This window comes from Actinokineospora baliensis (assembly GCF_016907695.1).
In the GTDB taxonomy this organism is placed as follows: domain Bacteria; phylum Actinomycetota; class Actinomycetes; order Mycobacteriales; family Pseudonocardiaceae; genus Actinokineospora; species Actinokineospora baliensis.
Map to the genome: position 1 here is coordinate 725,073 of NZ_JAFBCK010000001.1, position 26,277 is coordinate 751,349.

Sequence of the window (26,277 nt, forward strand, 5' to 3'; positions counted from 1 at the left end):
CGGTTCACTACCCGGAGGTAGGTTAGCCCCCCAGGCCGAGCAGCCCGGCGAGGCTGGCCAGCCCGCCGGTGCCTGGCTGGGTGAGCGTGCCGGGGATGCTGTTCTGGGCCATGTCGGCCAGTTGCTGTGCCGGGCGGTTCTGGTTGGCGGCCAGGTCCTGCGGGGTCGGTTGGACGGGCTTGCCGCCGAAGGGCGCGTTCTGCGACCCGCGCACGTTGATCGGGCTGCCGACCGGTTCCGCGCAGTACGCCTGGGCGTTCTCCTGGACCGGGGCGGTGTCGTTGCCCGCGCGGCGCGTGGTGCCCTCGTAGCCGCGGGTGCAGGCGGGCGGGTCGAACAGGTTGAGCGCGAGGCCGAGGTGGGCGGTGCCGTCGCCGGGCACCACGGTCTTCGGGCCGACCGCGACCACGGGGTAGGCGACCAGCGCGAGTTCGAGGCCGTCGACCCGGGTGACCAGGATGTTCGACGTGGTCAGCAGGTTCGCGGTGAGGTAGCCGATGCCCTGACCGGATTCGCGCAGCAGACCGGTGACCGCGTCCGCGGCGCCCGGGGTCGCGGCGATCAACTGCCGGATGGCCGGGTCGGACGTGCGCAGCTGGGCGGACAGGTCGCGCAGGTCCGCAGCGAAGGACTTGATGTTGCCCGACTGCGCGGCCTGGGTGCCCAGCACGATCGCGCCGTCGTCGATGAGCTTGATCGTCTGCGGCAGGCTCGCCTTCGCGGCCCGGGTGAACTCGCCGGTGGTGTCGATGAGCAGCCGCAGGTCATCGCCGGTGCCCGCGAAGGCCTTGTCGAGCTCGTCGACCACCGTGCGCAGGGCGTCGGTCGGGACCGAGTCGGCGAGGGTGTCGAGGTCGCGGATGACGGTGTCGGTGCTGACCGGGGTCTTGGTGCGGTCGGCCGGGATGACCGTGCCCTCGACCAGGTGCGGGCCGCTCTCGGCGCGCGGCCGCAGGTCGACGAACTGCTCGCCGACGGCCGAGCGGTTGGCGACCACCGCGTCGAGGTCGGCGGGGATCTCGGGGGCGGAGGGCTCGATGTCGAGGTCGACGTCCATGCCCGCGCGGGTCAGCCGGATCTCGCCGACCCGGCCGACGTTGACGCCGCGGTAGGTGACCTCGGCGTTGGTGAAGATGCCGCCGGAGTCGGTGAGCTGCAGCGTGACCCGGTAGCCGTTGGCGCCGAAGATCCTGCCGACGTCGGTGAACCGGAACGCGGCGTAGACCACGGAGACCACCGCGATCAGGAAGAACGCGACGAGCTGCAGGCGGACCTTCTTGGTGAGCATCAGGAACCGCCTCCCAGCAGGAAGTCGAACAGACCGCCGAGACCGGGCTGGTTCTGCGCCCCGGGGGTGGGGACGGGCAGGGTGGGCAGCGGGAGCGGCGCGGGCGCGTTGGCGGGGACACCGCTCGTGCCGCTGGTCGCCGGGCCGATGATCGGGATGTCCTGCAGCGGGTTCTGGCGGCTGCGGCTGAGGTTGTCGATCACGCTCTGCAGGTTCAGGTCGATCTTGGCGTAGAGGTTGAAGTAGTCGCCCTGCACGCCCTTCACCGCCTGGTCGGTGAACGGGAAGGTGAGCATCAGCTCCAGCGACTTGGGCAGGTCCGAGCCCGCCTCGCCGAGCTTCTGCAGGGTCGGTGCCAGCGCTTTGAGGTCGGCGACGAGGTCGGCCTGGCTCTTGTTGACCGTGTCGACGGCGACGCCGGAGAGGGTGTCGAGGCTCTGCAGCATCGTCACCAGCTGGCGGCGCTGGTCGGACAGGACCTGCAGACCGGGACCGATGTCGTCGATGGCCCCGACGAGCTGGTCCTTCTGCGCGTTGAGGGTGCTGGCGAGCCGGTTGACGCCGTCGAGGGCGCGGGTGATGTCGGACTTGCCCGCGTCGAGGGTCTTCACCATGGTGTTGACGTTGTCCAGCAGGGCGCGGATCGCGGTCTCGTTGCCGGAGGTGGCCGCGTTCAGCTCTTTGGTGATGGTCTGCAACTGCTCGACCCCACCGCCGTTGAGCAGCAACGACAGCGCGCCCAGGACCTCTTCGACCTCGGTGTTGCGGTTGGTGCGGTCGACGGGGATGAGCGCGCCGTCGGTGAGCTTGCCCGTGCCTGCCGCGGGCGCGCTCAGCTCGACGTACTTCTCGCCGAGCAGGCTGGACTGGCGCAGCTTGGCCAAGGCGTTGGCCGGGAGGTCGACCTCGCCGTTGACCAGGACGGTCACCTCGGCGGTCCAGCCGTCGGCGGCCAGCGCGATCTCGTCCACCCGGCCGACGGTGACCTCGTTGACCTTCACCCCGGACTGCGGCACGAGGTCGAGGACGTCGTGGAACTGGACCCTCACCTTGTACGGGTGGTCCCCGAGGTCGGCGCCGCCGGGCAGCGGCAGGTCGTAGATCCCGGTGAAACCGCAGCCAGACAAGGCCGTTGTGGCGGCGAGGATGACGGCGAGGCGCTTCATCACCGGCCTCCCAGGGAGTAGGCGTCGCCCGCGATCGGGAGCGGGAGGGTCGGCAGCTTCCCGCTGCGCATGCCCTCGATGACCTGCGCCGGGGACGGCAGCGGCACAGCACCCTGCACGACGGGGGCGAGCTGGTCGCACAGGTCGGCCAGCGTCGTCGGCAGCGGCTGCGCGGTGCCCTGGCGGACCAGCTTGCACACGGTCACGATCGGCGGCTGGGTCAGCTCGTTGAGGTTGGCCCGCGCGTCGAGGGTGCCCGAGGACGCGTTGTAGGTGTTGATCACGTTGCTCAGCGCCAGCGGCGCGATGTCGAGGGTCTCGGCGAGCGCGGCGCGCTGGTCGACCAGCACCTGGGTGACCGAAGCCAGCTTGTCCACATTGGACTTGATGCTGCCCCGGTTGTCGTTGATGAACCGCTGCACGCTGCCCAGCGCGATCCCGAGCTGGTCGACGGCGGCGGCGAGGTTGCCGCGCTCACCGGCCAGGAACTTCGACGCCTCGGCGAGCTCGGTGGTGAAGCTCTGGACGTTCTTGTCGTTGGCGGCCAGGGTGCTGGTGAACTTCTGCAGCTGGGTGATGGTGGCGAACAGGTCCTCGGAGTTGCCGGACAGGGTGCTGCTGAGCTGCCCGAGTTGGGTGACGGTGTCGTTGACCGCCTGCCCGTTGCCGTCGAGGTTGCGGGCGAGGGTGGTCAGCAGGTCCGACAGCGCGCCGTCCTTGTTGACCCCGTTCGGCCCGAGGGTCTCGCTGACCCTGGCGAGGCTGGCGTAGAGGTCGTCGACCTCCAGCGGGGTCGCGGTGCGCTCCTGGGGGATCACGGCGCCGGTCGCCAGCGTGCCGCCGCCGGTGTAGGCCGGGGTCAGCTGCACGTACCGGTCCGACACCAACGACGGCGCCACGATGACCGCCTTCGCGTCGGCTGGCACCTCGACGGTCCGGTCCACCAGCATCTCGACCTCGACCCGGTCCCCCTTCGGGGTGATCCTGTCGACGGTCCCGACCCTGACCCCGAGCACCCGGACGTCGTTGTCCTCGTAGAGCCCCACGACCCCCGCGAACACAGCCGTGTACCGCTTCTCGTTCGGCTCCCGCAGCAACCACCACAACACCCCCGCCACAACCAGGGCGAACACCCCGACCACCACGACAACCCTCGTCGCGTCCCGCCGCGCCTTGCTGGTGAAGGTGCTCACTTGGCCTCCCCCAAACACCCCGGCTGGTTGACCTGCCCGATCGACGGCGGCAGCAGGCCGCAGATGTAGTTGTCGAACCAGCGGCCGCTGCCGATCGCGTTGTTGAACTGGCGGACGAAGGGGGCGAACTTCTTGATGCCCTCGGCCAGGGAGTCCTGGTTGCGCTGCAGCATCGTGGTCAGCTGGTCGAGGCTCTGCAGGACCGGGCCGAGCTGGGCGTTGTTGTCGGTGACCAGGCCCTGGAGTTCGGTTGCCAGGTTCTTGGTGCCGGTCAGCAGCGCGGAGATGGCGTTCTTGCGGTTGTTGAGCTCGTTGAGCAGCAGGCTGCCGTCGTTGAGGAGTTTGGCCACTTGGGCGTCGCGGTCGGCCAGGGTGGTGGAGATTTCGCGGGTATTGGCCAGCAGGGAGGCCAACTGCTCGTCGCGCGAGGAGATGGTGCGCGACAGGGACTGCAGGCCGGTGAGGGCGCCGCGGACTTCGCCGGGGGTGTCGGCGAAGGTGTCGGCGATGACCTCGAAGCTGCGGGCCAGCTGGGTGGTATCGATCTCGTTGGCCGTGTCCGCCAGGCCGCGGAAGGCTTCGAGCACGTCGTAGGGGGCGGTGGTGCGCGAGCGCGGGATGCGGGTGCCGGGGTCGAGCACCTCGGTGCCGTCCGGCTGCAGGGACAGGAACTTCTGGCCCAGCAGCGTCTTGATCTTGATCTCGGCCCTGGTGCGGTCACCGACCCAGGCGTCGCGCACCTTGAACCGGACCACCACGCGGTCCCCGTCGAGGTCCACATCGGACACAGCGCCGACCTTGATCCCCGCGATCCGCACCTCGTCGTCGGGCTGCAGGCCCGCGGCCTCGCTGAACTCGGCGCTGTAGGTGGTGCCGCCGCCGATGATCGGCAGGTCGTCGGAGTAGATGGCCGCCAGCAGGACCAGGGCGATGGTGAGCAGGCTGACCAGCCCGATCGGGATCGGGTTGCGGGAGCGGAACGACCGGCTCACTGCAGACACCTCGCCTGGCTCGCGGGCAGCACGGGGATGGACAGCGGCGTGCTGATCAAGCCGGGCACGCTCACCTCGCCGGAGGCCTCGCAGAGGTAGAAGTTGAACCAGGAGCCGTAGCTGACGGTGCGGGTCAGCGCGGCGGTCTTGGTCGGCAGGAACTGGATGAAGTGCTCGACGGTCTGCTCGTTGTCGTTGAGGGTGCGCACCAGGCCGCCGAGGTTGGCGATGTCCTGCTTGAGCGGCGCGCGCGCCTCGTCGAGCAGGCCCGCGGTCGTGGTGGTCAGGCCGCCGAGGGCGTCGATGGCCTGCCCGATCGGCTCCCGGTCCTCGGCGAGGCCGCTGACCAGCTGCTGCACCTGGGTGATCACCGTGGACAGCTGGTCGCCGTGGGCGTTGACCGTGGTCAGCACGCTGTTGAGGTTGGTGATCACCTCGCCGATGACCTGGTCCTTCTCCGCCAACGTGCTGGTCAGCGACGCCGTGTGCGACAGCAGGGTCTCGACCGTGCCGCCCTCGCCCTGCAGCACCTGGATGATCTCGTAGGACAGCTTGTTGACCTCGTCCGGCGACAGCGCCTGGAACAGCGGCTTGAACCCGTTGAACAGCTGCGTCAGGTCCAGCGCGGGCTTGGTGCGCTGCACCGGGATCGTGTCGCCGGGGTTGAGCACCGCGTTCGGGTTGTCGCTGGTGCCCTGCCCGAGCGCGACGTAGCGCTGCCCGACCAGGTTGCGGAACTTGATCTGCGCGGTGACCGAGGCGGGCAGCTTGCGGTCGGCCGCGACGGAGAACCGGACCAGCGCCTGGGTCCTGTCGACCACCTCGACCTCGTCGACCTGCCCGACCCGCACCCCCGCGATCCGCACGTCGTCACCGGGCAGCAGCAGCGTCGCGTCGGTGAACCGGGCCTGGTAGCCGGTGGTGGAGCTGAGGTTGACGTTGGCGATGCTGATCGCCAGGACCGCCGTTGCCGCGATGGTGACGACCGTGAACACGGCCAGCTTCACCAGTGGCGCCGCGAGACCCCTCATTGGAACCTCACCTCCGCGCCCCGATAGGCCGGGCCGAGCAGCATGGTCGACCAGCCGGGGACCTGCTCGGGCGTCGTGCCCAGCTCGGGAGCGATGATCTGGGCCAGGAACGCCGCCTCCTGCGGGGAGTTCGCGATCCCGAGATCAGCCCCGTCGGTCGCCGCGTTGGGTGTGGTGTTGCTCGGCGGCAGGAGCCCGTCCTGGACGGACCGGGCTGGCGGCGGGTTGGTCGCGCCGTCGCGCAGCGGCCCGTCCGGCGGGGACTGCGGGAACGGCGACGGGAACTGGGTGAAGTCGTAGCAACGCGGCCCGCGATCCTCCTCGTAGCGCGGCTCGTCCTTGCCCGCCCGGTAGGGACCGCGGTTGACCGTGATCTCGATGGTCGCGTGCAGGCCGGGCTTGTTGGTGCCCTTGCCGAACGCCTTGTCCAGCTCCGGCACCGCCTCGGCCATCAGCCGCAGCAGGCACGGGTACTCCGGGGAGTAGCGGGCCAGGGTCTCCAGCGTCGGCCGGGACGTGTCGGCGAGCTGGATCAGGTTGTTCTTGTTGACCCGCAGGAACGCGTCCAGGTCGCGGGCGGCGGTGGTGGTGGTCGCGTAGAGGGCGTCGAGGTTGGCCCGCTGGTCGGCGATGGTCTTGGAGGTGGCCGTCAGGTCGGTCAGCGCGGCGACCAGGTCGGGCGTGGCGTCGCTGTAGGTGTCGGCGACGGTGGCCAGGGTGCGCAGGTCCTGCTGCAGCTTCGGCAGGTGCGGGTTGAGCTCCCCGACGAGTTCGCCCAGGTCGGCGAGGGTCTTGCCGAGGTCCTCGCCACGTCCTTCGAGAGCGGTGGCGATCGCGGTCAGGGTGCTGGAGAGCTTCTGCGGCTGGACGGCTTGCAGGACCGGCAGCAGGCTCTCGAAGGCCTCCTCCAGCTCGACCGCGCGCACCGAGGTGTCCTGCTTGATCCGGTCCCCCGCGGCCAGCGGGCGCGGTGAGGCGTCCTCGGGGATCTGCAGCGCGACGTAACGCTCGCCGAAGAGGGTCTTGGGCAGGAACCGGGCGGAGACGTTGCCGGGGATCAGGCCGATCTTCTCCGGGTCAAGCGCCAGGTCCAGCTCGGCGCCGCCCGCGGTCGGGGTGATCGCGCGGACCTCGCCGACGATCAGACCGCGCACCTTGACGTCGGAGTGCACAGCCAACTGGTTGCCGACCTTGTCCGTGGTCAGCGTGACGGCCGCGATCGGGGTGAACGCCTTGGTGTACATGGCGATGCTCAGGCCGACCAGGGCCGCGACCACCACGATGAACAGCAGCCCGTTGAGCCTGCGCCGGATCGTCGCGCTCATCCCGCGATCCTCACCGTCGTCGTGGTGCCCCAGATCGCGAAGCCGATGAAGAAGTTGACCAGCGCGACGGTGACGATGGTGGTCCGCACGGCCCTGCCGACCGCGATGCCCACGCCGGCCGGGCCCCCGCTGGCGGTGTAGCCGTAGTAGCAGTGCGACAGGATGATGATCACCGCGAAGATCAGCACCTTGCCGAAGGACCAGAACACGTCCTCCGGCGGCAGGAACAGGTCGAAGTAGTGGTCGTAGGTACCCGCGGACTGGCCGTAGAAGTGCACGGTGATCGTCCTGGACGCGAGGTACGAGGTCAGCAGGCCGATGATGTAGAGCGGGATGACGGCGATGAAGCCCGCGATGATCCGGGTGGTCACCAGGAACGGCAGGCTCGGCACGGCCATCACCTCGAGCGCGTCGATCTCCTCCGAGATGCGCATGGCACCGAGCTGGGCGGTGAAGCCGGACCCGACGGTCGCGGACAGGGCCAGGCCCGCCACGAGCGGGGCGATCTCGCGGGTGTTGATGTAGGCCGAGGCGAACCCGGAGAACGCGGCCGTCCCGATCTGGTCCAGCGCCGCGTACCCCTGCAGGCCGACCACGACACCGGTGAAGACGGTCAACCCGACCATCACGCCGACGGTGCCGCCGATGACCGCAAGCGCGCCGCTGCCGAAGCTGACCTCGGCCAGCAGGCGCAGGGTCTCGCGGGTGTAGCGGCGCAGGGCGCGCGGGATCCAGGCGATCGCGCGCACGTAGAACGACAGCTGGTCGCCGAGGTTGTCGAGGGCTTTGAGGACCACGTCAGCTCCCCTTCGCCGGGACGACCTGCAGGTAGACCGCGGTCAGCACGAAGTTGACGAAGAACAGCAGCAGGAAGGTGATGACCACGGACTGGTTGACCGCGTCACCGACCCCCTTGGGGCCGCCCTTCGGGTTGAGCCCCCGGTAGGCCGCCACGACACCCGCGATGAACCCGAAGATCAGCGCCTTGATCTCGCTGATCCACAGGTCCGGCAACTGCGCCAGCGCGGAGAAACTCGCCAGGTACGCCCCCGGCGTCCCGCCCTGCAGCACGACGTTGAAGAAGTAGCCGCCCATCACCCCGACCACGCTGACCAGGCCGTTGAGCAACACCGCGACCACCATCGCCGCCAATACCCTGGGCACCACCAGCCGCTGCACCGGCGAAACCCCGAGCACCTCCATCGCGTCGATCTCCTCGCGGATCGTCCGCGACCCGATGTCCGCGCAGATCGCCGACCCACCCGCCCCGGCCACGAGAAGAGCGGTGACCAGGGGTGCCGCCTGCTGGATGATCGCGAGCACACTGGCGGCGCCGGTGAAGGACTGCGCACCCAACTGGACGATCAACGTGCCCAGCTGCAGCGCCACGATCGCACCGAACGGGATCGCCACCAGAGCCGTCGGCAAGATCGTGACACTGGCGATGAACCAGCACTGCTGCACGAACTCCCGCGTCTGGAACGGCCGCCGGAAGATGTTGACCACCACATCGATACCGAGGGCGCAGAGCCTCCCGGTCTCCCGCAACGCCCCGGCCCCGGGGAAGGACCTCGCGGGCGCGGTCATGGTCGACCACCGGTTGTGGACCGGACACGGGTGTCGACGACCAGCGGCATCGCGGCCAGGGGGCGCGGCAACTGCCCGACGACCCCGCCCACCGGCTGTGCGGTTGCGGCGAGCTGCGATGACTGCCCGACGCCCACCAAGCGCGAGTCACCACCGCCTGCGGAGCGGCCTCGCGCACTCAACCCGGCCGAGCCGAGGTGCGTCCTGAGCAGCGCGGTCATGGCCGACCACCGGGCCAGGCCGGGATTTCCTGGGTGTCGTCGATGTGGGGGGCTGGGCGGGGGCGGGGGGCGGTGAGGCCGTAGCGGAGGAGCTCGTCGGGGGTGAGGGACTCGATGATGCCCTGCTGGGCGGCCTGGGGCAGGGAGTGCAGGACCCGCATGACCCGGTCCTTGCGCCTGCGCACCGCCATCCGCTCCGGCAGGCCGGGGGTCGGCTCCAGCTGCGGCACCACCCCGCGCAGGTCCTCTTCGGACGAACCGTCGGCGTGCCCGGCGGCGGCGTGGGCCTCTTCCTGGGCGATCTGGGCGGCGTCCTTCTCCTCGGACATGCCGATCGGGCCGAGGCGGCGGCCGTTGAGGAACTGGGCGACCACCGGCTCGTCGCTGGTGAGCAGGACCTCGCGGGGGCCGAACATCACCAGTTCCTTGCGGAAGAGCATGCCCAGGTTGTCCGGCACCGTCCTGGCCAGGTTGATGTTGTGCGTGACGATCAGGATGGTGGCGTCGATCTGGGCGTTGAGGTCGATGAGCAGTTGGCTCAGGTACGCGGTGCGCACCGGGTCGAGGCCGGAGTCGGGCTCGTCGCACAGGATGATCTCGGGGTCGAGGACCAGGGCGCGGGCCAGCCCGGCCCGCTTGCGCATGCCGCCGGAGATCTCGCCGGGGAGCTTGCGCTCGGCGCCCTGCAGGCCGGTCAGCTCCAGCTTGTCCAGCACGATGCGCTTGATCTCGGCCTCGGACTTGCGGGTGTGCTCGCGCAGCGGGAAGGCGACGTTGTCGTAGAGGTTCATCGAGCCGAACAGGGCGCCGTCCTGGAACAGCACGCCGAAGAGCTTGCGGACCTCGTAGAGCTTGGCCTCCGAGCAGGTCACGATGTCGACGCCGTTGACGACGCAGCGGCCGCGGTCGGGCTTGAGCAGTCCGATCATCGACTTGAGGAACACCGACTTGCCGGTGCCGGACGGCCCGAGCATCACCGAGACCTCACCCGGCGGGAGGGTCAGCGTGACGTCCCGCCAGATGGCCTGGTTCCCGAAGGACTTCGTCAGCCCCTCGACGACCACCTCGGCGCCCATCGAACCTCCAGCCCGTCCAGCTCACCGGCGTTCACCCCCGTGCAACGAGGGCGACCCGACCGGGTTACTCGCGAAGTTACTGCCGAGTTGGAAAAGTACTCGGATCCCTCCCCGTTCGCTCAACCGGGTTATGAGATTGCCCACATCATCGCTTTGGGTCACCCGCTAGCACCCTGCGTGACCCCAGACAACGCGAAGGGCCCGACACCGCGTGGGTGTCGGGCCCTTCGACGAGGGTGGAGCTAGATCACTTGACCGAGATCTTGGCGCCAGCGGCCTCGAGCTTCTCCTTGGCGGCCTCGGCGGCCTCCTTGGCGACCTTCTCCAGGACGGCCTTCGGAGCGGCCTCGACCAGCTCCTTGGCCTCCTTCAGGCCCAGGCCCGAGACGACCTCGCGGACGACCTTGATGACCTGGATCTTCTTGTCGCCAGCGGACTCGAGGATGACGTCGAACTCGTCCTGCTCCTCGGCGGCCTCGGCCGGCGCGGCGCCGGGGGCGGCGGCGGCAACGGCGACCGGCGCGGCGGCGGTGACCTCGAAGGTCTCCTCGAACTGCTTCACGAAGCCCGAGAGCTCCAGGAGAGTCATCTCCTTGAACGCGTCGAGCAGCTCGTCGGTGCTGAGCTTCGCCATGGTGGCGGTCCTTTCGCTAACACACCCGGCCTAGCGGGCGCGATTCTTCCGGGTGGGGTGATCAGCTCTCGGCTGCGGCGTCGTCCGCGGGAGCGGAGCCGCCCTCGGCGGCCTTCTTCTCCTGCAGAGCCGCGGCAAGGCGGGCGACCTGCGAGGCCGGGGCGTTGAACAGCCCGGCGGCCTTGGCGAGGTTGCCCTTCATCGCGCCCGCCAGCTTGGCGAGCAGCACCTCACGGCTGTCGAGGTCGGCGATCTGCGCGACCTCTTCAACGGTGAGCGGGCGGCCCTCCATGTAGCCGCCCTTGATGACCAGACCCTTGTTGTCCTTCGCGAAGTCGCGGATCGCCTTCGCGGCGTCGACCGGCTCGCCCTCGACGAAGGCGATCGCGGTCGGACCGACGAACAGGTTGTCCAGACCCTCCACCCCGGCGTCCGCGGCAGCCCGCTTGACCAGGGTGTTCTTCGCGACACGGTAGGTCGTGCCAGTGCCGAGAGCGCGACGCAGCGTGGTCAGCTGGGCCACGGAGAGGCCGGTGTACTCGGTGACGACGGTGGCCGAGCTGGTGCGGAACTTGTCCGCGATCTCGGCGACTGCGCCCACCTTCTCTGACTTCGCCATGGGTCGCCTCCTCTCGTGTTCGGGTCGCTGGCCGACCCCGGAGACGAGGAACGCCCCGGCGCGTGAGGCGGCACGGGGCGCGACAGGCTGCGAACAGCCGACGAAGCACGATCCATGTCCCCCTGCGCGGGCCGCCCACATCCGTGGGACCTTCATCCGCCGCTCGCGCGACGGAGACCAGCGGTCTTCGGTGAACCGTGGCTAAGAATAGCCGTGGTTCTTCGGTGCGCAAAACCGGGGTCGACCGACACGGCATGATGGTGACCATGGCCGACCAGGAGCAGCCGGACCGCGACCAGCCGCCAGCCGGACCGCCCGCGATCCGGCCGCCGGGCCAGCCGCCCGCGGTGCCGGTGCCCGACGACGAGCAGTGGCGCCAGTTCCAGGAGTTCCAGCGGTTCCAGGAGTTCCAACGCGGTCAGGCCGACGGCACGCTGCCCCCGCCGCCCGCGGCGCGCAACGGCCGCCCGGTGTGGCTGCGGGTGCTGCTGAACAAGTGGTTCCGCCGGTTGATCTACCTGCTCGTCGTCCTGCTCGCGCTCAACTGGGCCTACCAGAAGTTCTTCGGCAACCCCAACGAAGACCTCCCCGCGTCGCAGACCGGCGGCGGCAAGACCACGCGGACTGTCCTGTTCGCCACCACGCCCAAGGAAGCCGTCCGCGCGTTCTACGACAACATCGCCCAGAACATCCCCGACGACGCCTGCACCCGGTTCGAGACGCAGCAGGTCGAGGACCAGTTCGCCAGGCACTTCAACGCCCCGGACTGCCGCACCGCCGTCCAACGCCTCAACGCCGAGGTCGGCACGGCCAACAAGTACGCAGAACCCCGCTTCCCCGTCGCGATGGACCTCACCCCCCGCACCGACGGCACCGTCGTGATCAGCTCCTGCGCCATGGACGTCTACGACGGCCCCCGCCTCGGCCGCTTCACCGTCAAGGTCATCCCAGGCTCCCGAGGCGACCAGTGGACCATCACCCGCCACGACGACGAGCCAACCCCCTGCCCGGCCAAGGCCACCCAACCCACCGGCTGACCTGCTAAGGGCAGGTGATCTCGACGGTGACCTCGTGGGTGGCGGAGACGCTGCTGCCCCAGTTGCCGAGGACGTCTTTCATCTGGATGCCGTAGTAGGAGTGCAGGCGCCAGGTGCCGGGTTGGCAGGGGTAGGTCTCGGCTGTGGAGTTGGCGGTGTTGGAGCCGGAGGCGCCGGGGAAGGTCTTGTCGGTGGTCTTGGTGCCGTCGGGGAAGGTGATCTCGTAGTAGCTGGGTTCCCAGATCCGGCAGCCGTTGGGCGGCTTCTCCCAGCCGATGCCGAACAGGGCCAGCCAGCCGCACTCGGTCCACAGCACGGGGTAGACGCCGCCGGTGCCGGAGTCGTAGAAGCACAGCCAGCTCTTCATCCGGCGGTTCTCTTGGCTGTTGTAGTCCACCCACTCGCCGCAGTGCGGTTCGACGACGGTGGTCGGGGCGGCGTGCGCCGAGGCGGCGGGGGCGATCAGGGCGGCGCCGAGGAGCAGGGCGGCACTGAGGACGCGAGCTGGTTTCACCATGCGCTGATCGTCCCGAGTGGACCGAACCGGTGGTGGTCCGAAACCACGACCTCCACCCGAAAGGGGTGCCGCACAACGGAAAAGGGCCCCGCCGGAGCGGGGCCCTTTCCTCAAGCGTGGATCACGAAGCGGCGACGTCCTCTTCGAGGAGGTTGCGCAGCTTCGCCGGGTCGACCGGGATGCCGGGGCCCATGGTGGTGGAGAAGGTGATCTTCTTGAGGTACCGGCCCTTGGCCGCGGACGGCTTGGCGCGCAGGACCTCGTCGAGGGCGGCGGCGTAGTTCTCGACCAGCTTGGCCTGGTCGAAGGAGACCTTGCCGATCACCAGGTGCAGGTTGGACTGCTTGTCCACCCGGAAGTTGATCTTGCCGCCCTTGATCTCGTTGACCGCCTTGGTGACGTCGGGGGTCACCGTGCCGGTCTTCGGGTTCGGCATCAGGCCGCGCGGGCCGAGGATGCGGGCGATCCGGCCGACCTTGGCCATCTGGTCCGGGGTGGCGATCGCGGCGTCGAAGTCGAGCCAGCCGCCCTGGATGCGCTCGATCAGGTCCTCGGAGCCGACCGCGTCGGCACCGGCGGCCTCGGCCTCGGCGGCCTTGTCGCCGGTCGCGAAGACGATGACGCGGGCGGTCTTGCCGGTGCCGTGCGGCAGGTTGACCGTGCCGCGGACCATCTGGTCGGCCTTGCGGGGGTCGACGCCGAGGCGGATGGCGACCTCGACGGTCGCGTCCAGCTTGACCTTGGAGGTCTCCTTGGCGAGCTGGGCGGCCTCGAGCGGGGTGTAGAGCCGCTCGCGGTCGATCAGCTCGGCCGCCTGGCGGTATGCCTTGCTGCGCTTTGCCATTGCTGTTCCTTCTAACGAAAGTGTGCGCGGCCGATCGGGAAGCGGACCAGCCGCGCGCGGATCAGGTGTGGTGCGGGCCAGCGCGTGGCCCTCCCACGGGGTGGTGCTGTGCGGTCTTATTCGACCGTGATGCCCATGGACCTGGCGGTACCGGCGATGATCTTCGCCGCCTGGTCGATGTCGATGGCGTTGAGGTCGGTCTTCTTGGTCTCGGCGATCTCGCGGACCTGGTCCCAGGTGACCTTGGCGACCTTGGTCTTGTGCGGCTCTGCCGAGCCCTTCTCGATCCCGGCGGCCTTGAGCAGCAGCTTGGCCGCAGGCGGGGTCTTGAGCTTGAAGTCGAACGAGCGGTCTTCGAACACGGAGATCTCGACCGGCACCACGGTGCCGCGCTGCGACTCGGTCGCGGCGTTGTAGGCCTTGCAGAACTCCATAATGTTGACGCCGTGCTGGCCCAGCGCGGGGCCGACCGGCGGGGCCGGGTTGGCCAGGCCCGCCTTGATCTGCAGCTTGATGATCGCTGCGAGCTTCTTCTTCTTGGGTGGCATCTCAGTGCTTCCTTAGTGCTTCCGGTGTGCGGCGCGCGCGGCACCGCGGTGGACGCACCGGCGACGAATGGCTGCGTCGCGGGTGCGCCTGCCCGGCCCGATCCCTCGGACCGGTCAGATCTTGGAGACCTGGTTGAACGACAGCTCGACCGGGGTCTCCCGGCCGAAGATCGACACCAGGACCTTCAGCTTCTGCCCGTCGGCGTTGACCTCGCTGATGGTGGCGGGCAGCGTGGCGAACGGGCCGTCCATGACGGTGACCGACTCGCCGACCTCGAAGTCCACCTCGACGGTCTGGCCGCGGGTGACACCCGAGGTGGAGCCCTTGGCCGCGGTCGGCTTGGCCTCCTCGACCTGCGGGAGGAGGAACTTGAGCACCTCGTCGATGGTCAGCGGCGATGGCTTGGAGGTCGCGCCGACGAACCCGGTCACGCCGGGGGTGTTGCGCACCGCGGACCAGGAGCCGTCGTTGAGCTCCATCCGGACCAGGATGTAGCCGGGCAGCACCTTGCGCTGCACCTGCTTGCGCTGGCCGTTCTTGATCTCGGTGACCTCTTCGGTCGGCACCTCGACCTGGAAGATGTAGTCCTCCATGTCCAGGGTCTGGATGCGCGTCTCGAGGTTGGTCTTGACCTTGTTCTCGTACCCGGCGTAGGAGTGCACCACGTACCAGTCACCGGGCGCGGCGCGCAGCGCGGCGCGCATCTCGGCGACCGGGTCCGCTGGCGGGGCGTCGATCGGCGTCGCGTCGGCGGTGTCCTCGTCCGCTGCCGCGGAGTCCTCGTCAGCGGTGTCCACGTCGTCGGTGTCCGGCTCGACCTCGTCGGTGGGCTCGGTGTCGATGACGGGGTGGTCCTCGGAGAGTTCGGTCAGGTCGCCGGCCGGGGCCGCGCCGTTCTCGGAGGTCACAGTTGGTCTCGCTTCCTTTCGTGCAGCACGTGTTCGGCGTATCGGCGGCGACTCAGCCGAACAGCCAGAACACGCCCTTGCCCAGGGCGACGTCCAGCCCCGCGACCAGCGCCACCATGAAGGCGACGAACACCAGGACGACGGCGGTGTAGCCGATCAGCTGCTTGCGGGTGGGCCAGATGACCTTGCGCAGCTCGGAGACGACCTCGCGCAGGAACCGGGCGAGCCTGCCGAAGATCGAGCCCTTGTCGTCCTTGCGGTCGCGCGCGGGCGTCGGGCGGCCCTTGGCGTCGGCTGCGTCGGACTTGGCCGCGCGCTCCGGGCGGGCCTTGGCCCGCGCCTCGGACTTGCCGTCGGCGTCCTTGCGCGCGGCTGGGCGAGCCGTGCCGCGGCGCTCACGCCGGGCGGCGGCGGTGGACGGACGAGAGGGGCGCTCCTGCCCCTCTTCCCGCTCCTGGTCCTCAGCCACGCCATTCCTCCGCTCGCTGGAAATCTCGCCGCCGGTGCGGGATCAACCGGACCGGACGTCAAACGCAGGGGCGACAGGAATCGAACCTGCAACCTGCGGTTTTGGAGACCGCTGCTCTGCCAATTGAGCTACACCCCTTCGCACTCCGCCACCAACCCTACCGGCGGACCGCGTTCGGACGCACTCCACTATCCCCACCGGAAACCCGAGGGGGACGGTCAAGGCGTTCCAAGCACGAGAGCATACGGTACCCGGCCGCAGCCACCTAAACCGAGTACCGATCAGGGCCCTGACCAGCCGGTTCGCCGTAGTGATCAAGAACACGGCGAACCGGCTGGGACGATCAGCCGCGCAGCGCGGCCACCGCGTCGGCGAGCCGGGCGATGCCGTCGGGGATCTGGTCGGCGCGCACCCCGGAGTAGGCCATGCGCATGGTCGAGTGACCGCCGTCGAGCAGGAAGTCGGTGCCCTTCACGAAGGTCACCCCACGCTCCTCGGCCGCGGGCAGGAGCTTGGCGACGTCCACGCCGTCGGCGAGCTCCACCCACATGAAGTACCCGCCCTCGGGCGCGGTGAACTTCGCCTCCGGCAGCTTCTCGGCGAGCGCGTCGCACAGCACCCGGACCCGCTCGGCCAGTGCGGCGTTGACCCCGGCCACTGCGGTCTCGAACCGGCCGCCGATGGCGAACTGGTGCACGATCGCCTGCGCCAGCATGTTCGGCGAGATGTAGGTGTTCGTCGCCGCGACGCGGATCTTGTCGATCAGCGCGGCCGGGCCGACCAGGTAGCCGACCCGGGAGCCGGGCGCGACGGTCTTGGAGAACGAGCTCGCGTAGACCACGCGGCCGCGGCCCTCGTCGAGCTCCAGCATCGTCGGCAGCGACTCGCCAGCGAAGCGGATCTTGACGTACGGGTCGTCCTCGAAGATGACGAAGTCGTACTGCTCGGCCAGCTCCAGCAAGCGCTTGCGCTTGGCCAGGCTCAGCGTGTACCCGGCCGGGTTCTGGAAGTTGGGGATGATGTGGGCGAACGTCGGGCGCAGGCCCGAGGCCAGCAGCTCGGCCAGCTCGTCGGTGTCGATGCCGTCGACCTGCAGCGACACCGGGCGCACGTCGGCATCGCGCTGGCGCAGCCCGAGCAGGGTCCGGTCGTAGGTCGGGCGCTCGACGACGACCGGGGCACCCGCGGTGACCAGCTGGTCGAACAGGAACGCGTCGGCCTGCATCGAGCCGTTGGTGACCAGTACCTGGTTCTCGGCCACGCCGTGCTGCTCGGCCAGGTGGGCGCGCAGCGGGAGGTAGCCGACCGCGGTGCCGTAGCCGAGCGCGGCGCCGGGGTCCTTGGTGAGTGCGGCGTCCGCGGCGGCCTTGAGGCCTTCCACGTCGATGATGTCGAGGGAGGGGGCGCCGCGGGCGAAGGAGATGAGTTCTGATGCCGTCACGCGTGGAATCTAGATGAACCGGGCGTGGCCTGGCCGATGGGGTCGACCACGCCCGGGCAGCGCTACGGGCGGACGATCGCGATGGCCTTGCCGAGCACGGCGCGGCCCTCGAACTTGGCCGACAGGTCGACCCGGATGGTGCCGTCCTCGAGGAGGGCGCCCACCTTGCCGCTGAGCTCGACCAGGGCGCCGGTGTCGTCGTTGGGCACCACGACGGGGCGGGTGAAGCGGGCCTGGTAGTCGACCAGCGCGCCCATGCCCCAGTCGGTGACGACCCGACCGGCCAGCGCCATGGTGAGCATGCCGTGCGCGATCACGTCCGGCAGGCCGACGCCCTTGGCGAAGGCCTCGTTCCAGTGGATCGGGTTGAAGTCCAGCGCGGCACCGGCGTAGCGCACCAGGTCGGCCCTGGTGACCCGCACGGACAGCTCGGGCAGCTGGTCGCCGACGTTGACATCCGAACCCGCCCGCCCACCGTTGATCTGGGTCATGCCGACTCCTCCGCGTCCCGCACCACGAGCAGGGCCCGGGTGGTGACCCGCGGCTCGCCCGCCTCGGTGCGGATCTCGGCCTTGAGGGTGATGAAGTCGTTGCCCGCGCGCCGCGAGATGCTCTCCACCGTGGTGGTCACCGCCAGCCGGTCCCCTGCCACCACGGGGTTGTGGTGGGTGAAGCTCTGGTCCCCGTGCACCATCCGGCTGTAGTCCAACCCCAGTTCGGGGTCGTTGACGATCCGGTTGATCGAGGCCAGGTTGACGATGGTGGTGAACGTCGGCGGGGCCACCACGTCGGCGTACCCCAGGGCCCGCGCCGCCCCGGCGTCGACGTACTCGGGCCGCGAGTCCCCGATCGCCTCGGCGAACTCGCGGATCTTCTCGCGACCGACCTCGTACACCACATCCGGCGGGTACTCCCGCCCCACGAACGACTGCTCAAGCGCCACGCCCGCAACCCTATCCGCCCACGCCTACCCACCCACGACAAAGGCCACCCCACACAGGTTGGGATGGCCTCATCGAACCCCGGTACCCGGCTTAGCGGGTTTCCTTGTGCAGCTTGTGCGTCCCGCAGTTCGGGCAGAACTTCTTCAGCTCCACCCGGTCCGGGTCGTTGCGCCGGTTCTTCTTGGTGATGTAGTTGCGGTGCTTGCAGCTCTCACACGCGAGCGTGATCTTCGGCCGCACGTCAGTAGAAGCCACAACAACCAGCCCTTCACAAAAGATCAACAACCCCGAAACCGACCACATGGCCGACCCGGCGTGGGGGGTCCGGGGGGCAACCCCCGGCTGGGGGTCTGGGGGCTAGGCCCCCAGAACAATGGCGAAGCGACCTGGTCGATGCTTTCCATCGACACACGTCACCCATCGCGTAGCGATGGCCGGACTTGAACCGGCGACACAGCGATTATGAGTCGCTTGCTCTACCGACTGAGCTACACCGCTCTGACATGGATCAAGCCGCGCCACACCGCTGATGTTCCCGGTGTACCGCGGCCGAACCGTCGAGCCCCTTTACGGAATCGAACCGTAGACCTTCTCCTTACCATGGAGACGCTCTGCCGACTGAGCTAAAGGGGCCTTGTCCCTGGGGACGTGGAGTACTTTACACAGCCCCCGCCGCAGCTCCAAAACGGGGGGTCGATCTAGGACAGCAGGGTCAGCACGGTCTCGTCGCGCAGGCCCCTGGCCTGCGTCGTCCTGGCCTGCAGCCAGGCTTCCAGCCTGCTCTCCGACAGCGGCCGGGAGATCAGGTAGCCCTGCGCGACGTCGCAGCCCATGCCCGCGAGCTGGTCGCGCGCGGCGTCGTCCTCGACCCCCTCGGCGACCACGGTCAGGCCGAGCGAGTGGCCGAGTTCGACGATCGAGCGGACCACGGCGAGGTCGCCGAGGTCGGTGCCCATGCCGAGCACGAAGCTCTTGTCGATCTTGACCTCGTCCACCGGCAGCTGCCGCAGGTAGGCCAGCGAGGAGTAGCCGGTGCCGAAGTCGTCGACGGCCAGCACGACGCCGAGGGTGTGCAGGCGGCGCAGCACCGGCAGGGCGCGCTGCGGGTCGGCCATCACGCCGGACTCGGTGAGCTCCAGGGTGAGCAGCTCCGGCGGCACGTCGTGCCTGGCGAGCGCGGCGGCGACCCGGTCGGGGAAGCTCGGGTCGTCGAGGCTGCGGACCGACAGGTTGACCGCCGCGGCGATGCGCAGGCCGCGGTCCATCCACTTGCGGACCCGGATCAGCGACTGGTCCATCACGAAGCTGGTGAGCGCGTCGACCAGGCCCGCCGCCTCGACCGCGGGCACGAACTCGTCGGGGTCGAGCCTGCCGAACTCCGGGTGCCGCCAGCGGACCAGGGCCTCGACCCCGAGCACCTGGCGGCTGGGGAGGGCGACCTTGGGCTGGTAGTGCACCTTGACCTGGCCGGTCTCCAGCGCCTGGCGGAACTGGGTGACCAGCTGGAAGCGGCGCAGGAAGATCTGGCCCATGGTGGGCAGGTACGCCTTGACCGTGTCGCCGCTGGAGCGCGCGGCCCGCAGGGCGACGTCGGCGCGCTGCAGCAGGGCGTCGACGTCGGTCTCGACCTGGCCGCCGTCGTGCTCGCCGCAGCGCGGCCCGGAGTAGCCGACCACCGAGTTGGCCTCGACGGTGAGCCGGTCGACCGGGTACGGGGCGGCGAGTTCGGCGCGCAGCCGCTCGGCGATCTCGTGCGCCTCCTCGGGGGAGGTCTGCAGCAGCAGCGCGGCGAACTGGCCGCCTTCGAGCCTGGCCAGGGCGACGTCCGGGCCGAGCGCGTCGCGCAGGCGCCGACCGGCGGCGACGACCATGCGGTCGCTCCAGGCGTAGCCGAGGGCGTCGCTGACGGTGGACAGGACGTCGAGGTCGATGCGCAGCACCACCGAGTTCTGGTGGCGGCGCAGCGGGTCACCGGCGGCGCGGCGGAAGCCGGGGCGGTTGAGCAGGTTGGTCAGCGGGTCGTGGTAGGCGTCGTGGCGCAGGGTGGCCAGCAGCCGCCGGTTGTCCATGGCGGTGGCCAGGTGGCTGGCCATGGTGCCGATCAGCCGGTGGTCGGCCTGGCCGAAGCCGCGCCAGCGGGAGAGCTTGTCGTGCGCCTCGACCACGCCGAGCAGGTGGCTGGCGCTGCGCAGCGGCACGACGAGCGCCTCGTCGGCGGCGCGGCGGAGCAGGGCGTGCCGGATCTCGGGGGTGGCGTCGCCGCGGCGGAAGTGCCGCACGTGCGAGCCGGGCAACCGCAGCAGGGCGTCCGCGCGGGATCCGGTGGCCTCGACGTCGCGCGATTCCGGCGGCAGCTCGTCACCGGAGACCACGGTGTGCAGCGGCAGCTGCGGCTCGAAGCGCAGCCGGAGCACGACCCGGGCGGCGCCGAGCTGGTCCTTGATCCGGTCGGCGATGACCTGCCACTCGTCGCTGTCGGCGACCTGCGGCATCTTGGTCGGGTCGGTGCGGCCGAGCGAGGGTTTCGCCGCGGCCTGGTGGCCGGAGCGGGCGACGATGAGGCTGACCTCGGAGAGCGCCTCCAGGTCGCGTTGTTCGCGCAGCAGCCCGGAGTAGGCGATGTAGAGGGCGGACAGGCCCGCGAGGGCGAGCACCAGCAGCGGCCAACCGGCCTCGGCGTGCGAGACGACCTGGTAGCCGACGACGCCCATGGACGCGTTGACCAGGCCGAGGACCAGGGTGCGCAGCACGAGCCGGACGGCGGCGTTGATGCGCATGGTGCGGCCGAGGACCCGCACGCAGACCAGGGCGAGCAGGGTGCTCGACAGCGGCGCGACGAGGGCTCCGGCGAGCACGCCCGCCCAGGCGGGGCCGATGCCCTGCAGCAGGTCGTTGACCCACTTGGCGACGGCGAAGGCGCTGGTGATCTCGAAGATCATCGCGCCCGCGTTGTAGAGGATCCGGTCCTGCACCTTGCGCACCAGCAGGGTGCCGACGCCCGCGAGCAGGTGCGCGGCGAGCACCACCTCGAACGGCGCGACGAACAGGCCGATGACCAGTGGGATCTCGCAGAAGGAGATCGACCAGGAGACACCGGTGCGCACGTCGATGTTGATCGCGAGCTGTTCGGCGAGCAGGAAGCCCAGCGCCAGCAGCAGACCGACCACGACGACCTGCGGGGTGTCGCGGGCGGGCAGCCACCAGGAGGTCAGTCCGGCGGCGACGAGGCCGGAGACCAGGACGAGGATGGAGAAGAAGAGGAAGCGGCGGTCGGGCGCCTGCTCCTCGGCCTGCCACTGCTCCGGGTTCGCACCCGGTTCGGCGGTGTCCTGGTGTGGGGTGCCCTGCTCGGCCGCGCCAGGGTGGTCCGGCATTGCAACCTCCTCCAACGGCCGCGGGAGGGTGGTCCTGGTGACCTTCCCGCGCGTGGCGGGACCCCGACGGCCCGCTGACTGTACCCCGATCAGGCGAAAGAGGCACGTGTGCTAGTTACCCGCGGCCACCAAGTTCAGCGGTCGTTCAGCAGGTGAGACGGCCAGTCAGCACCGTCACGGCCTGACCGGTCAACCGAACCCGGTCGCCGTCGGTCCGCACCGTCACAGTGCCTCCTCTGGCCGAGAGTTGCTTGCCCACCAGCAAGGACCGGCCGAGTTCGCGGCTCCAGTGGCCTGCCAGCGTGCAGTGCGCCGAGCCGGTCACCGGGTCCTCGTCGATGCCGACGGCCGGGTAGAAGCAGCGCGAGACGAAGTCGGCCCCCCGATCACCGGGTGCGGTGACGATCACCCCTCTGGACGAATCCCTGGCGAACGCAGAGAGATCGGGCCGCACCGCCAGCACCTCGGCGGCGGAGGCCACCCGGACCAGGAAGTCCTCCCGGCCGCGGTACGCCGAGAGCACGGTCACCCCGGGCAGCGCGGCGACAAGGGCGGCGGGCGGCTCGATCGGCTGCAGCGGGTCCGCGGGGAAGTCGAGCTCGATCCCGGCGTCGGTGGGGGTCGCGGTGAGGACACCGCTGCGGGTGCTGAAGCGGCAGGCCCCGCCGAGCACGTGCGCGGTGGCCAGGGTGGCGTGGCCGCAGAGGTCCACCTCGGCTTTGGGCGTGAACCAGCGCAGCGGGATGGGGTCGGCGCGGGTGTCGGCGAAGGCGGTCTCGGAGAGGTTCATCTCGGCGGCCACCGACTGCATCCACTCGGCGGAGCGGTCCTCGGTCAGCAGCACGACCGCCGCGGGGTTGCCCCGGAAGGCCTGGTCGGTGAACGCGTCGACGACGTAGACGTCCATGGTCGTCGACGGTACTGCGCTTGGATGGTCCGGTGGATGTCGCTGAGATCGAAGCCGTGCACGCCGCCCGGGTACGCGCGCTCGACCCGCTGCTGCCCGCTCCCCCACCGCTCGCGCCCGGCGCCGGGCACCTGCTGGCGGCCGACGGGGGTGCGGCGATCGCCTGGCCGCAGCGGGGTGTCGAGAGCGATCCGTGGGGGCCGCTGCGCAGGCACCTGCTGGAGGTGCGGTTGGCGCGGCCGGAGGCGCTCGGGGATCTGCTCGACCAGTGGTTCGACCTGATCCACAGCTCGGTGGCGCCCGGTGACCTGGAGTGCGCGGCGGTCGTGGAGCTGCCCAGCCGCGACACCGAGGGCGTGTTCGCGTTGGTGCAGCGCGGTTTCGCCCCGGTCAGCGTCGCCGCGGTGCGCCGCTCGGGTCGCGGCTCGACCCGCGCGTCCGACGTGCTGGTCCGCCCGGCCGAACCACAGGACCTGGCGACCGTGCTGGACCTGGCCGTCGCCGTGGTCGAGTACGACGCGCCGTTCGGGAAGATCACTCCCCGACCCGAGGCCATCGAGGCGCTGCGCAACCAGATGACCGGCCTCTTAGCCGCGCCCGAGCCGCGGATCTGGGTCGGTTGCCGAGACGGGGAGGTCCTCGGTTCGGTCTACCTCCAACTCCCGCCGGAGTCCGCGTGGTGCGCGAAGTACACCTCCGCACCCGACCCGGCCTACCTGGCCAGCATGAGCGTCCGCGCCGACCAGCGCGGTTCCGGCGTGGGTTCGGCCCTCGCGGCGCACGCCCACCACGTCGTCGAGGCGGCGGGCGTCTCGATGACCCTGCTGCACCACGCGCTGCCGAACCCCAGGTCGACGCCGTTCTGGTACAGCAACGGGTACCGCCCGCTGTGGACGACGTGGCTGCGGCGGCCGATCGTGCGCTAGCCGCTGTTCCACCTGGCGATGTCCTCGGCCTCCGCCTGGACGTCGAGTTCGCTGACGACCTTCCCCTTGTCCATGCGCCAGGTGCCGACCACCACGCCGTCGCGCAGGACCACGGGCATGACGAAGCCGCCGCCCGCCTGCACGCTCTTGGCGAACTCGGGCGGCACGATGCCGTCACGGCTGCGGTAGCCCAGCAGGTAGGCGTCGAAGTGGCCGAGGAGCCGGGTCGTGGGGCCGGGATCGGCGACCGGCTCAGGGTCGCGGTCCCCGAAGCCCGCGCGGGCCTTGCCCAGCGGCAGACCCGACCAGGCGGCGAAGTCCTCGGCCGTGGCGGGCCCATAGCCGGCTCGGTAGCGGTCGGCCAGGCGCTCGATCGCCCTGGGCTCGTCGACCGGGGGGCCGGGGTCGAAGCGGACGTAGGTGGGTTCGGTGTCGGAGCGGTCCGGGCCCCGGCGGATCCGGCCGGTCATGGCGGCGTAGGAGATGAGGTGCGCGGGGGCCTGGGTCTTGGGGTCGAGGTCGATGCCGTTGCCTGCCAGCAGCGCGACCAGTTCGGCCCGGCTGTGCGGCTGCTCGGTGGCGATGATCTCCGCACCCGCCTCGGCGAGCGCGTCGTCGAGGCCGAGGCTGTGCCGCCTGCCGCGGTAGGCGTGGGCGAAGCGCGGACCGAGCAGCGAGACCAGCCAACCCGCGTCGCTCGCGGCGACCATGTGCAGGGTGCCGCGCATGGCCCAGGTCCTGATCACCGCGCCCCCGGCGACCGCACTGTCCACATCGGACTTGCGCAGACCGGTGGTGCGGGCCCGGACGGCCAGGCGCGCCGGGCGGACGTCCTGGGACTGGATGCCGACCACCCGCTCGACCGCGGCGAGCACCGTGGTCGGGCGCGGGCCTGCCAGGCCGTTGGCGACCGTGCGGGCGACCAGGTCCGGCGCGCTCACCTGGCGAACAGCAGGTCCGGGTCGGCCATCGCCTTGAACTCCAAGGCGTTGCCTGCCGGGTCGCGCAGGAACATGGTCCACTGTTCGCCGGGCTGCCCCTCGAACCGGACGTACGGCTCGATCACGAACTCCGTGCCCGCCGCCCGCAGCCGCTCGGCCAGGGCGTGGAAGTCGGCGACCGCCAGGACCAGCCCGAAGTGCGGCACCGGCACGCCGTGGCCGTCCACCGGGTTGGTCGCGGCGTCGGCGCGGCCGCCGGGGGCCAGGTGGGTCACGACCTGGTGGCCCGCCAGGTTCCAGTCGACCCAGGCGTCGGAGTCGCGGCCCTGCGGGCAGCCGAGGACCTCGCCGTAGAAGTGCCTGGCTGCGGTCAGGTCGTCGACCGGGATGGCGAGGTGGAAAGCGGGCCTGGTCATGGCCTCGACGGTACCGGGAGAAATTTCTCGCGGACTTGGCAACCTTTCCGGGGGTGGGACCGCTCTAGGGGGTGTCCTGGTTGGGAGGAGGTGACGACGTGCACGGCAGTGAGTCCGGTTTCGACCAGTTCGTTCGAGACCGGTACGACCACCTGCTGCGCTACGCCGTCATGCTCACCGGCAGGCGCTGGGACGCCGAGGAGATCGTGCAAGAAGCCCTGCTGCGCTGTCTGCGCAGATGGCGCCGCGTGCCCGCGGACAACGCCCTCGCCTACGCGCGCAAGGCCGTCTACAACGAGTTCCTGCGCGTCGCCAAGCGCAAGCAGCAGGTGTCGCTCGACGAGCTCACCGAGCAGTTGGACATCGACGACTTCACGGGAGCGGTGGTCGAACGGGACCACGTGCTGGTCGTGCTGCAACAGCTACCGCCGCGGCAACGGGCGGCGGTGGTGGCACGGGTGGTGCTGGACCTGTCCGAGGCGCAGACCGCGGTCGAACTCGCCTGCTCCGTCGGCACCGTCAAGTCGCTGACCAGCAGGGGGATGGCTCGGGTCAGGCAGCTGTGGGCGGCCCAAGCGCCCGCGTCACCGGGAAGGAGGGGGGCGTGATCGCCGAAGACGAAGACCGCGCCATCGCCCGGCTGCGCGACGAGCTGGGCTCGGTGCGGCTGACCAGCAGCGGCGACCAGGTCGACCGCGTGCTGCGGCACGTGCACGGCCGCAGGCGGGTACAACGGCACCAGCGGGTGCAGATGCTGACCGCAGTCGCCGTGGTGGTGTTCGCGGTCGCGGGGGCGTTCGTGGTCACCTCGCAGTCGGGCACCGGACCGGACCGGGACGGCACCGCCGCCGCCGCGGTCACGCAGTGGCAACTGCGCGGGGACCTGGCGGGCGAGACAGACCTGGTGAACCGCGCCGAGCAGACCTGGCGCACCTCGGCGACACCGCCCGCTGGCGCGGTGCGGGCGGTGTTCGCGGGGCGTTCGCCCAACATCACGGCCTGCCTGGACATCGTGGTGCTGGTCGCCGACGTGGCGGGCGGCAAGGAGCAGGTCGCGTTCGTGACGACGCCGGTCTCGGTCACCGGCAAGCCGGACCGGTCCAAGCTGCTGCTGCGGGCGTTGACGACCGTGCCGGACGGGCAGCGCGCGGTCGGGTTCCTCTCGGCCACCCCCGCCCGCGAAGACGAGCCGACCAGCAGCGGCGGCCCGGTCGGGCTGGCGCTGACGGCACCGGGCGTGGCCGAGATCGAGGTGCGCACCTCAGCGCTCGACGACCAGGCGGTGCAGACGAACACCCCGGCGGGCGCGGTGTGGCCCGCGTTCGAGCAGGGTGCGGGGGCGTGGAACGCGGAACTGGTGGTCCGCACCCCCGGCGACCACAAGCAGCGGTACCCCATCGCGGCCGGTCTCGCCGACCCCGCGGTCGACCAGGTGGCGCTGCGGACCGAGGGGGGCGTGCTGCGCGCCAGCGGACCCGGCCTGCGCCAGGGCGACCTGATCGCCACCCCGGACGGTGTGGTCGGTGTGGTCAACGACCCGAACGGGACCGTCGACACCAGGCTGTCCGCGCTGGCCGCCGTCGGCCGGGTGCAGACCTCGGTCTCGGCGGTGCCGGGTCAACTGGTGGACGGCTCCGGCGGGGTCGGGTTCCAGCCCACCGCGGCGGGGCGGCTCGAGGAGGGCAACCGGCTGGTGCTGCTGGCGTGGGACCAGCCGCGGATCTCGTTGAACATCGGCACGCTCAGGAGGAGCACTCGGGGTTGGCTCACCGACCGGGTCGCGGGCGTGGTGGCCGCGACCTCGGCGATGCGGGTCGGGGGCCCATGACCGGGCGGGTCGGCAGGACGCGGGCGGGGCGACCGGGGTCGCCC

At 70.4% G+C, this 26,277-nt stretch carries 29 protein-coding genes and 3 tRNA genes; 4 read left to right on the plus strand and 28 right to left on the minus strand.

Annotated elements, in window-relative coordinates; translation table 11 throughout:
* Nucleotides 1-22: 22 nt before the first annotated feature.
* From JOD54_RS03050 to rplJ, 12 genes are all read right to left on the minus strand, one after another.
* The gene (locus tag JOD54_RS03050) at nucleotides 23-1,288 is read right to left on the minus strand and encodes an MCE family protein (protein WP_204449075.1); all 1,266 of its coding nucleotides are present in this window, start codon (nucleotides 1,286-1,288) and stop codon (nucleotides 23-25) included.
* The gene (locus JOD54_RS03055; RefSeq protein WP_204449076.1) at nucleotides 1,288-2,454 is read right to left on the minus strand and encodes an MCE family protein; all 1,167 of its coding nucleotides are present in this window, start codon (nucleotides 2,452-2,454) and stop codon (nucleotides 1,288-1,290) included. Before JOD54_RS03055 ends, JOD54_RS03050 begins: the two co-directional genes overlap by 1 nt.
* Complete coding sequence (locus JOD54_RS03060) at nucleotides 2,454-3,647, minus strand: MCE family protein (RefSeq protein WP_204449077.1); 1,194 nt, start codon at nucleotides 3,645-3,647, stop codon at nucleotides 2,454-2,456. The genes JOD54_RS03055 and JOD54_RS03060 overlap by 1 nt, the downstream gene beginning before the upstream one ends.
* Nucleotides 3,644-4,639, minus strand: a complete 996-nt coding sequence (locus JOD54_RS03065; protein WP_204449078.1) for an MCE family protein — start codon at nucleotides 4,637-4,639, stop codon at nucleotides 3,644-3,646. The genes JOD54_RS03060 and JOD54_RS03065 overlap by 4 nt, the downstream gene beginning before the upstream one ends.
* Nucleotides 4,636-5,670, minus strand: a complete 1,035-nt coding sequence (locus JOD54_RS03070) for an MCE family protein (protein ID WP_204449079.1) — start codon at nucleotides 5,668-5,670, stop codon at nucleotides 4,636-4,638. The genes JOD54_RS03065 and JOD54_RS03070 overlap by 4 nt, the downstream gene beginning before the upstream one ends.
* The gene (locus tag JOD54_RS03075) at nucleotides 5,667-6,995 is read right to left on the minus strand and encodes an MCE family protein (RefSeq protein ID WP_204449080.1); all 1,329 of its coding nucleotides are present in this window, start codon (nucleotides 6,993-6,995) and stop codon (nucleotides 5,667-5,669) included. Before JOD54_RS03075 ends, JOD54_RS03070 begins: the two co-directional genes overlap by 4 nt.
* Nucleotides 6,992-7,792, minus strand: coding sequence for an MlaE family ABC transporter permease (locus JOD54_RS03080; RefSeq protein ID WP_204449081.1), 801 nt, complete (start codon nucleotides 7,790-7,792; stop codon nucleotides 6,992-6,994). The genes JOD54_RS03075 and JOD54_RS03080 overlap by 4 nt, the downstream gene beginning before the upstream one ends.
* A 1-nt stretch (nucleotide 7,793) precedes the next feature.
* Nucleotides 7,794-8,582, minus strand: a complete 789-nt coding sequence (locus tag JOD54_RS03085) for an MlaE family ABC transporter permease (RefSeq protein ID WP_204449082.1) — start codon at nucleotides 8,580-8,582, stop codon at nucleotides 7,794-7,796.
* Complete coding sequence (locus tag JOD54_RS03090) at nucleotides 8,579-8,803, minus strand: hypothetical protein (protein ID WP_204449083.1); 225 nt, start codon at nucleotides 8,801-8,803, stop codon at nucleotides 8,579-8,581. Before JOD54_RS03090 ends, JOD54_RS03085 begins: the two co-directional genes overlap by 4 nt.
* A complete protein-coding gene (locus JOD54_RS03095) occupies nucleotides 8,800-9,879 on the minus strand; it encodes an ABC transporter ATP-binding protein (RefSeq protein WP_204449084.1) in 1,080 nt (359 codons plus the stop codon). The genes JOD54_RS03090 and JOD54_RS03095 overlap by 4 nt, the downstream gene beginning before the upstream one ends.
* A 247-nt stretch (nucleotides 9,880-10,126) precedes the next feature.
* Nucleotides 10,127-10,513, minus strand: coding sequence for a 50S ribosomal protein L7/L12 (gene rplL / locus JOD54_RS03100; RefSeq protein WP_204449085.1), 387 nt, complete (start codon nucleotides 10,511-10,513; stop codon nucleotides 10,127-10,129).
* A gap of 61 nt (nucleotides 10,514-10,574) precedes the next feature.
* Complete coding sequence (rplJ, locus tag JOD54_RS03105) at nucleotides 10,575-11,132, minus strand: 50S ribosomal protein L10 (protein WP_204449086.1); 558 nt, start codon at nucleotides 11,130-11,132, stop codon at nucleotides 10,575-10,577.
* Between the two features lie 224 nt (nucleotides 11,133-11,356).
* On the opposite strand from rplJ, the gene JOD54_RS03110 reads away from it, so the two are divergent.
* Nucleotides 11,357-12,169 carry a hypothetical protein gene (locus tag JOD54_RS03110; RefSeq protein WP_204449087.1) on the plus strand — a complete coding sequence of 271 codons (813 nt, stop codon included), beginning with the start codon at nucleotides 11,357-11,359 and terminating at the stop codon, nucleotides 12,167-12,169.
* Between the two features lie 4 nt (nucleotides 12,170-12,173).
* Here the strand turns inward: JOD54_RS03110 and JOD54_RS03115 are convergent, their stop codons facing one another.
* The 14 genes from JOD54_RS03115 to JOD54_RS03180 all read right to left on the minus strand — a co-directional run bounded on the left by JOD54_RS03115 (nucleotide 12,174) and on the right by JOD54_RS03180 (nucleotide 22,122).
* Complete coding sequence (locus JOD54_RS03115; RefSeq protein WP_204449088.1) at nucleotides 12,174-12,686, minus strand: hypothetical protein; 513 nt, start codon at nucleotides 12,684-12,686, stop codon at nucleotides 12,174-12,176.
* Nucleotides 12,687-12,807: 121 nt separating this feature from the next.
* The gene (rplA, locus tag JOD54_RS03120; RefSeq protein ID WP_204449089.1) at nucleotides 12,808-13,530 is read right to left on the minus strand and encodes a 50S ribosomal protein L1; all 723 of its coding nucleotides are present in this window, start codon (nucleotides 13,528-13,530) and stop codon (nucleotides 12,808-12,810) included.
* Between the two features lie 116 nt (nucleotides 13,531-13,646).
* The gene (rplK, locus tag JOD54_RS03125; protein WP_092777606.1) at nucleotides 13,647-14,078 is read right to left on the minus strand and encodes a 50S ribosomal protein L11; all 432 of its coding nucleotides are present in this window, start codon (nucleotides 14,076-14,078) and stop codon (nucleotides 13,647-13,649) included.
* Nucleotides 14,079-14,192: 114 nt separating this feature from the next.
* Complete coding sequence (nusG, locus tag JOD54_RS03130; RefSeq protein WP_204449090.1) at nucleotides 14,193-14,987, minus strand: transcription termination/antitermination protein NusG; 795 nt, start codon at nucleotides 14,985-14,987, stop codon at nucleotides 14,193-14,195.
* Nucleotides 14,988-15,039: 52 nt separating this feature from the next.
* Nucleotides 15,040-15,456: a preprotein translocase subunit SecE gene (gene secE / locus JOD54_RS03135; protein ID WP_204449091.1), complete on the minus strand. Its 417-nt coding sequence runs from the start codon at nucleotides 15,454-15,456 to the stop codon at nucleotides 15,040-15,042.
* A 65-nt stretch (nucleotides 15,457-15,521) separates the two neighbouring features.
* A tRNA-Trp gene (locus tag JOD54_RS03140) sits at nucleotides 15,522-15,594 on the minus strand.
* Nucleotides 15,595-15,799: 205 nt separating this feature from the next.
* Nucleotides 15,800-16,897, minus strand: a complete 1,098-nt coding sequence (locus tag JOD54_RS03145; RefSeq protein WP_204449092.1) for an aminotransferase-like domain-containing protein — start codon at nucleotides 16,895-16,897, stop codon at nucleotides 15,800-15,802.
* Nucleotides 16,898-16,959: 62 nt separating this feature from the next.
* The gene (locus tag JOD54_RS03150; RefSeq protein WP_204449093.1) at nucleotides 16,960-17,388 is read right to left on the minus strand and encodes a MaoC family dehydratase; all 429 of its coding nucleotides are present in this window, start codon (nucleotides 17,386-17,388) and stop codon (nucleotides 16,960-16,962) included.
* On the minus strand, nucleotides 17,385-17,840 hold the full coding sequence (locus JOD54_RS03155) for a MaoC family dehydratase N-terminal domain-containing protein (RefSeq protein ID WP_204449094.1): 456 nt from the start codon (nucleotides 17,838-17,840) through the stop codon (nucleotides 17,385-17,387). Before JOD54_RS03155 ends, JOD54_RS03150 begins: the two co-directional genes overlap by 4 nt.
* Before the next feature lie 91 nt (nucleotides 17,841-17,931).
* Nucleotides 17,932-18,096, minus strand: a complete 165-nt coding sequence (rpmG, locus tag JOD54_RS03160) for a 50S ribosomal protein L33 (protein ID WP_372440251.1) — start codon at nucleotides 18,094-18,096, stop codon at nucleotides 17,932-17,934.
* Between the two features lie 170 nt (nucleotides 18,097-18,266).
* Nucleotides 18,267-18,339: transfer RNA gene (locus tag JOD54_RS03165), tRNA-Met, on the minus strand.
* Between the two features lie 62 nt (nucleotides 18,340-18,401).
* Nucleotides 18,402-18,474, minus strand: a tRNA-Thr gene (locus JOD54_RS03170).
* Nucleotides 18,475-18,539: 65 nt separating this feature from the next.
* On the minus strand, nucleotides 18,540-21,215 hold the full coding sequence (locus JOD54_RS03175) for a putative bifunctional diguanylate cyclase/phosphodiesterase (protein ID WP_204449096.1): 2,676 nt from the start codon (nucleotides 21,213-21,215) through the stop codon (nucleotides 18,540-18,542).
* A 145-nt stretch (nucleotides 21,216-21,360) separates the two neighbouring features.
* The gene (locus tag JOD54_RS03180; protein WP_204449097.1) at nucleotides 21,361-22,122 is read right to left on the minus strand and encodes a PhzF family phenazine biosynthesis protein; all 762 of its coding nucleotides are present in this window, start codon (nucleotides 22,120-22,122) and stop codon (nucleotides 21,361-21,363) included.
* A gap of 32 nt (nucleotides 22,123-22,154) precedes the next feature.
* Between JOD54_RS03180 and JOD54_RS35435 the strand changes: the two genes are divergently transcribed.
* Nucleotides 22,155-23,048 carry a GNAT family N-acetyltransferase gene (locus tag JOD54_RS35435; protein WP_204449098.1) on the plus strand — a complete coding sequence of 298 codons (894 nt, stop codon included), beginning with the start codon at nucleotides 22,155-22,157 and terminating at the stop codon, nucleotides 23,046-23,048.
* Here JOD54_RS35435 and JOD54_RS03190 read toward each other — a convergent pair.
* Nucleotides 23,045-23,989: a winged helix DNA-binding domain-containing protein gene (locus tag JOD54_RS03190; protein ID WP_204449099.1), complete on the minus strand. Its 945-nt coding sequence runs from the start codon at nucleotides 23,987-23,989 to the stop codon at nucleotides 23,045-23,047. The genes JOD54_RS35435 and JOD54_RS03190 overlap by 4 nt on opposite strands.
* Nucleotides 23,986-24,405, minus strand: a complete 420-nt coding sequence (locus JOD54_RS03195) for a VOC family protein (protein WP_204449100.1) — start codon at nucleotides 24,403-24,405, stop codon at nucleotides 23,986-23,988. The genes JOD54_RS03190 and JOD54_RS03195 overlap by 4 nt, the downstream gene beginning before the upstream one ends.
* 98 nt (nucleotides 24,406-24,503) lie before the next feature.
* Here JOD54_RS03195 and JOD54_RS03200 point away from each other — a divergent pair, with 98 nt between their 5' ends.
* Together JOD54_RS03200 and JOD54_RS03205 are read left to right on the plus strand one after the other, a co-directional pair.
* Nucleotides 24,504-25,013, plus strand: coding sequence for a sigma-70 family RNA polymerase sigma factor (locus tag JOD54_RS03200; RefSeq protein ID WP_204449101.1), 510 nt, complete (start codon nucleotides 24,504-24,506; stop codon nucleotides 25,011-25,013).
* Entirely contained in the window at nucleotides 25,010-26,233 is a 1,224-nt protein-coding gene (locus JOD54_RS03205) for a hypothetical protein (RefSeq protein WP_204449102.1), read from the plus strand. The genes JOD54_RS03200 and JOD54_RS03205 overlap by 4 nt, the downstream gene beginning before the upstream one ends.
* The last annotated feature ends 44 nt before the right edge of the window (nucleotides 26,234-26,277 follow it).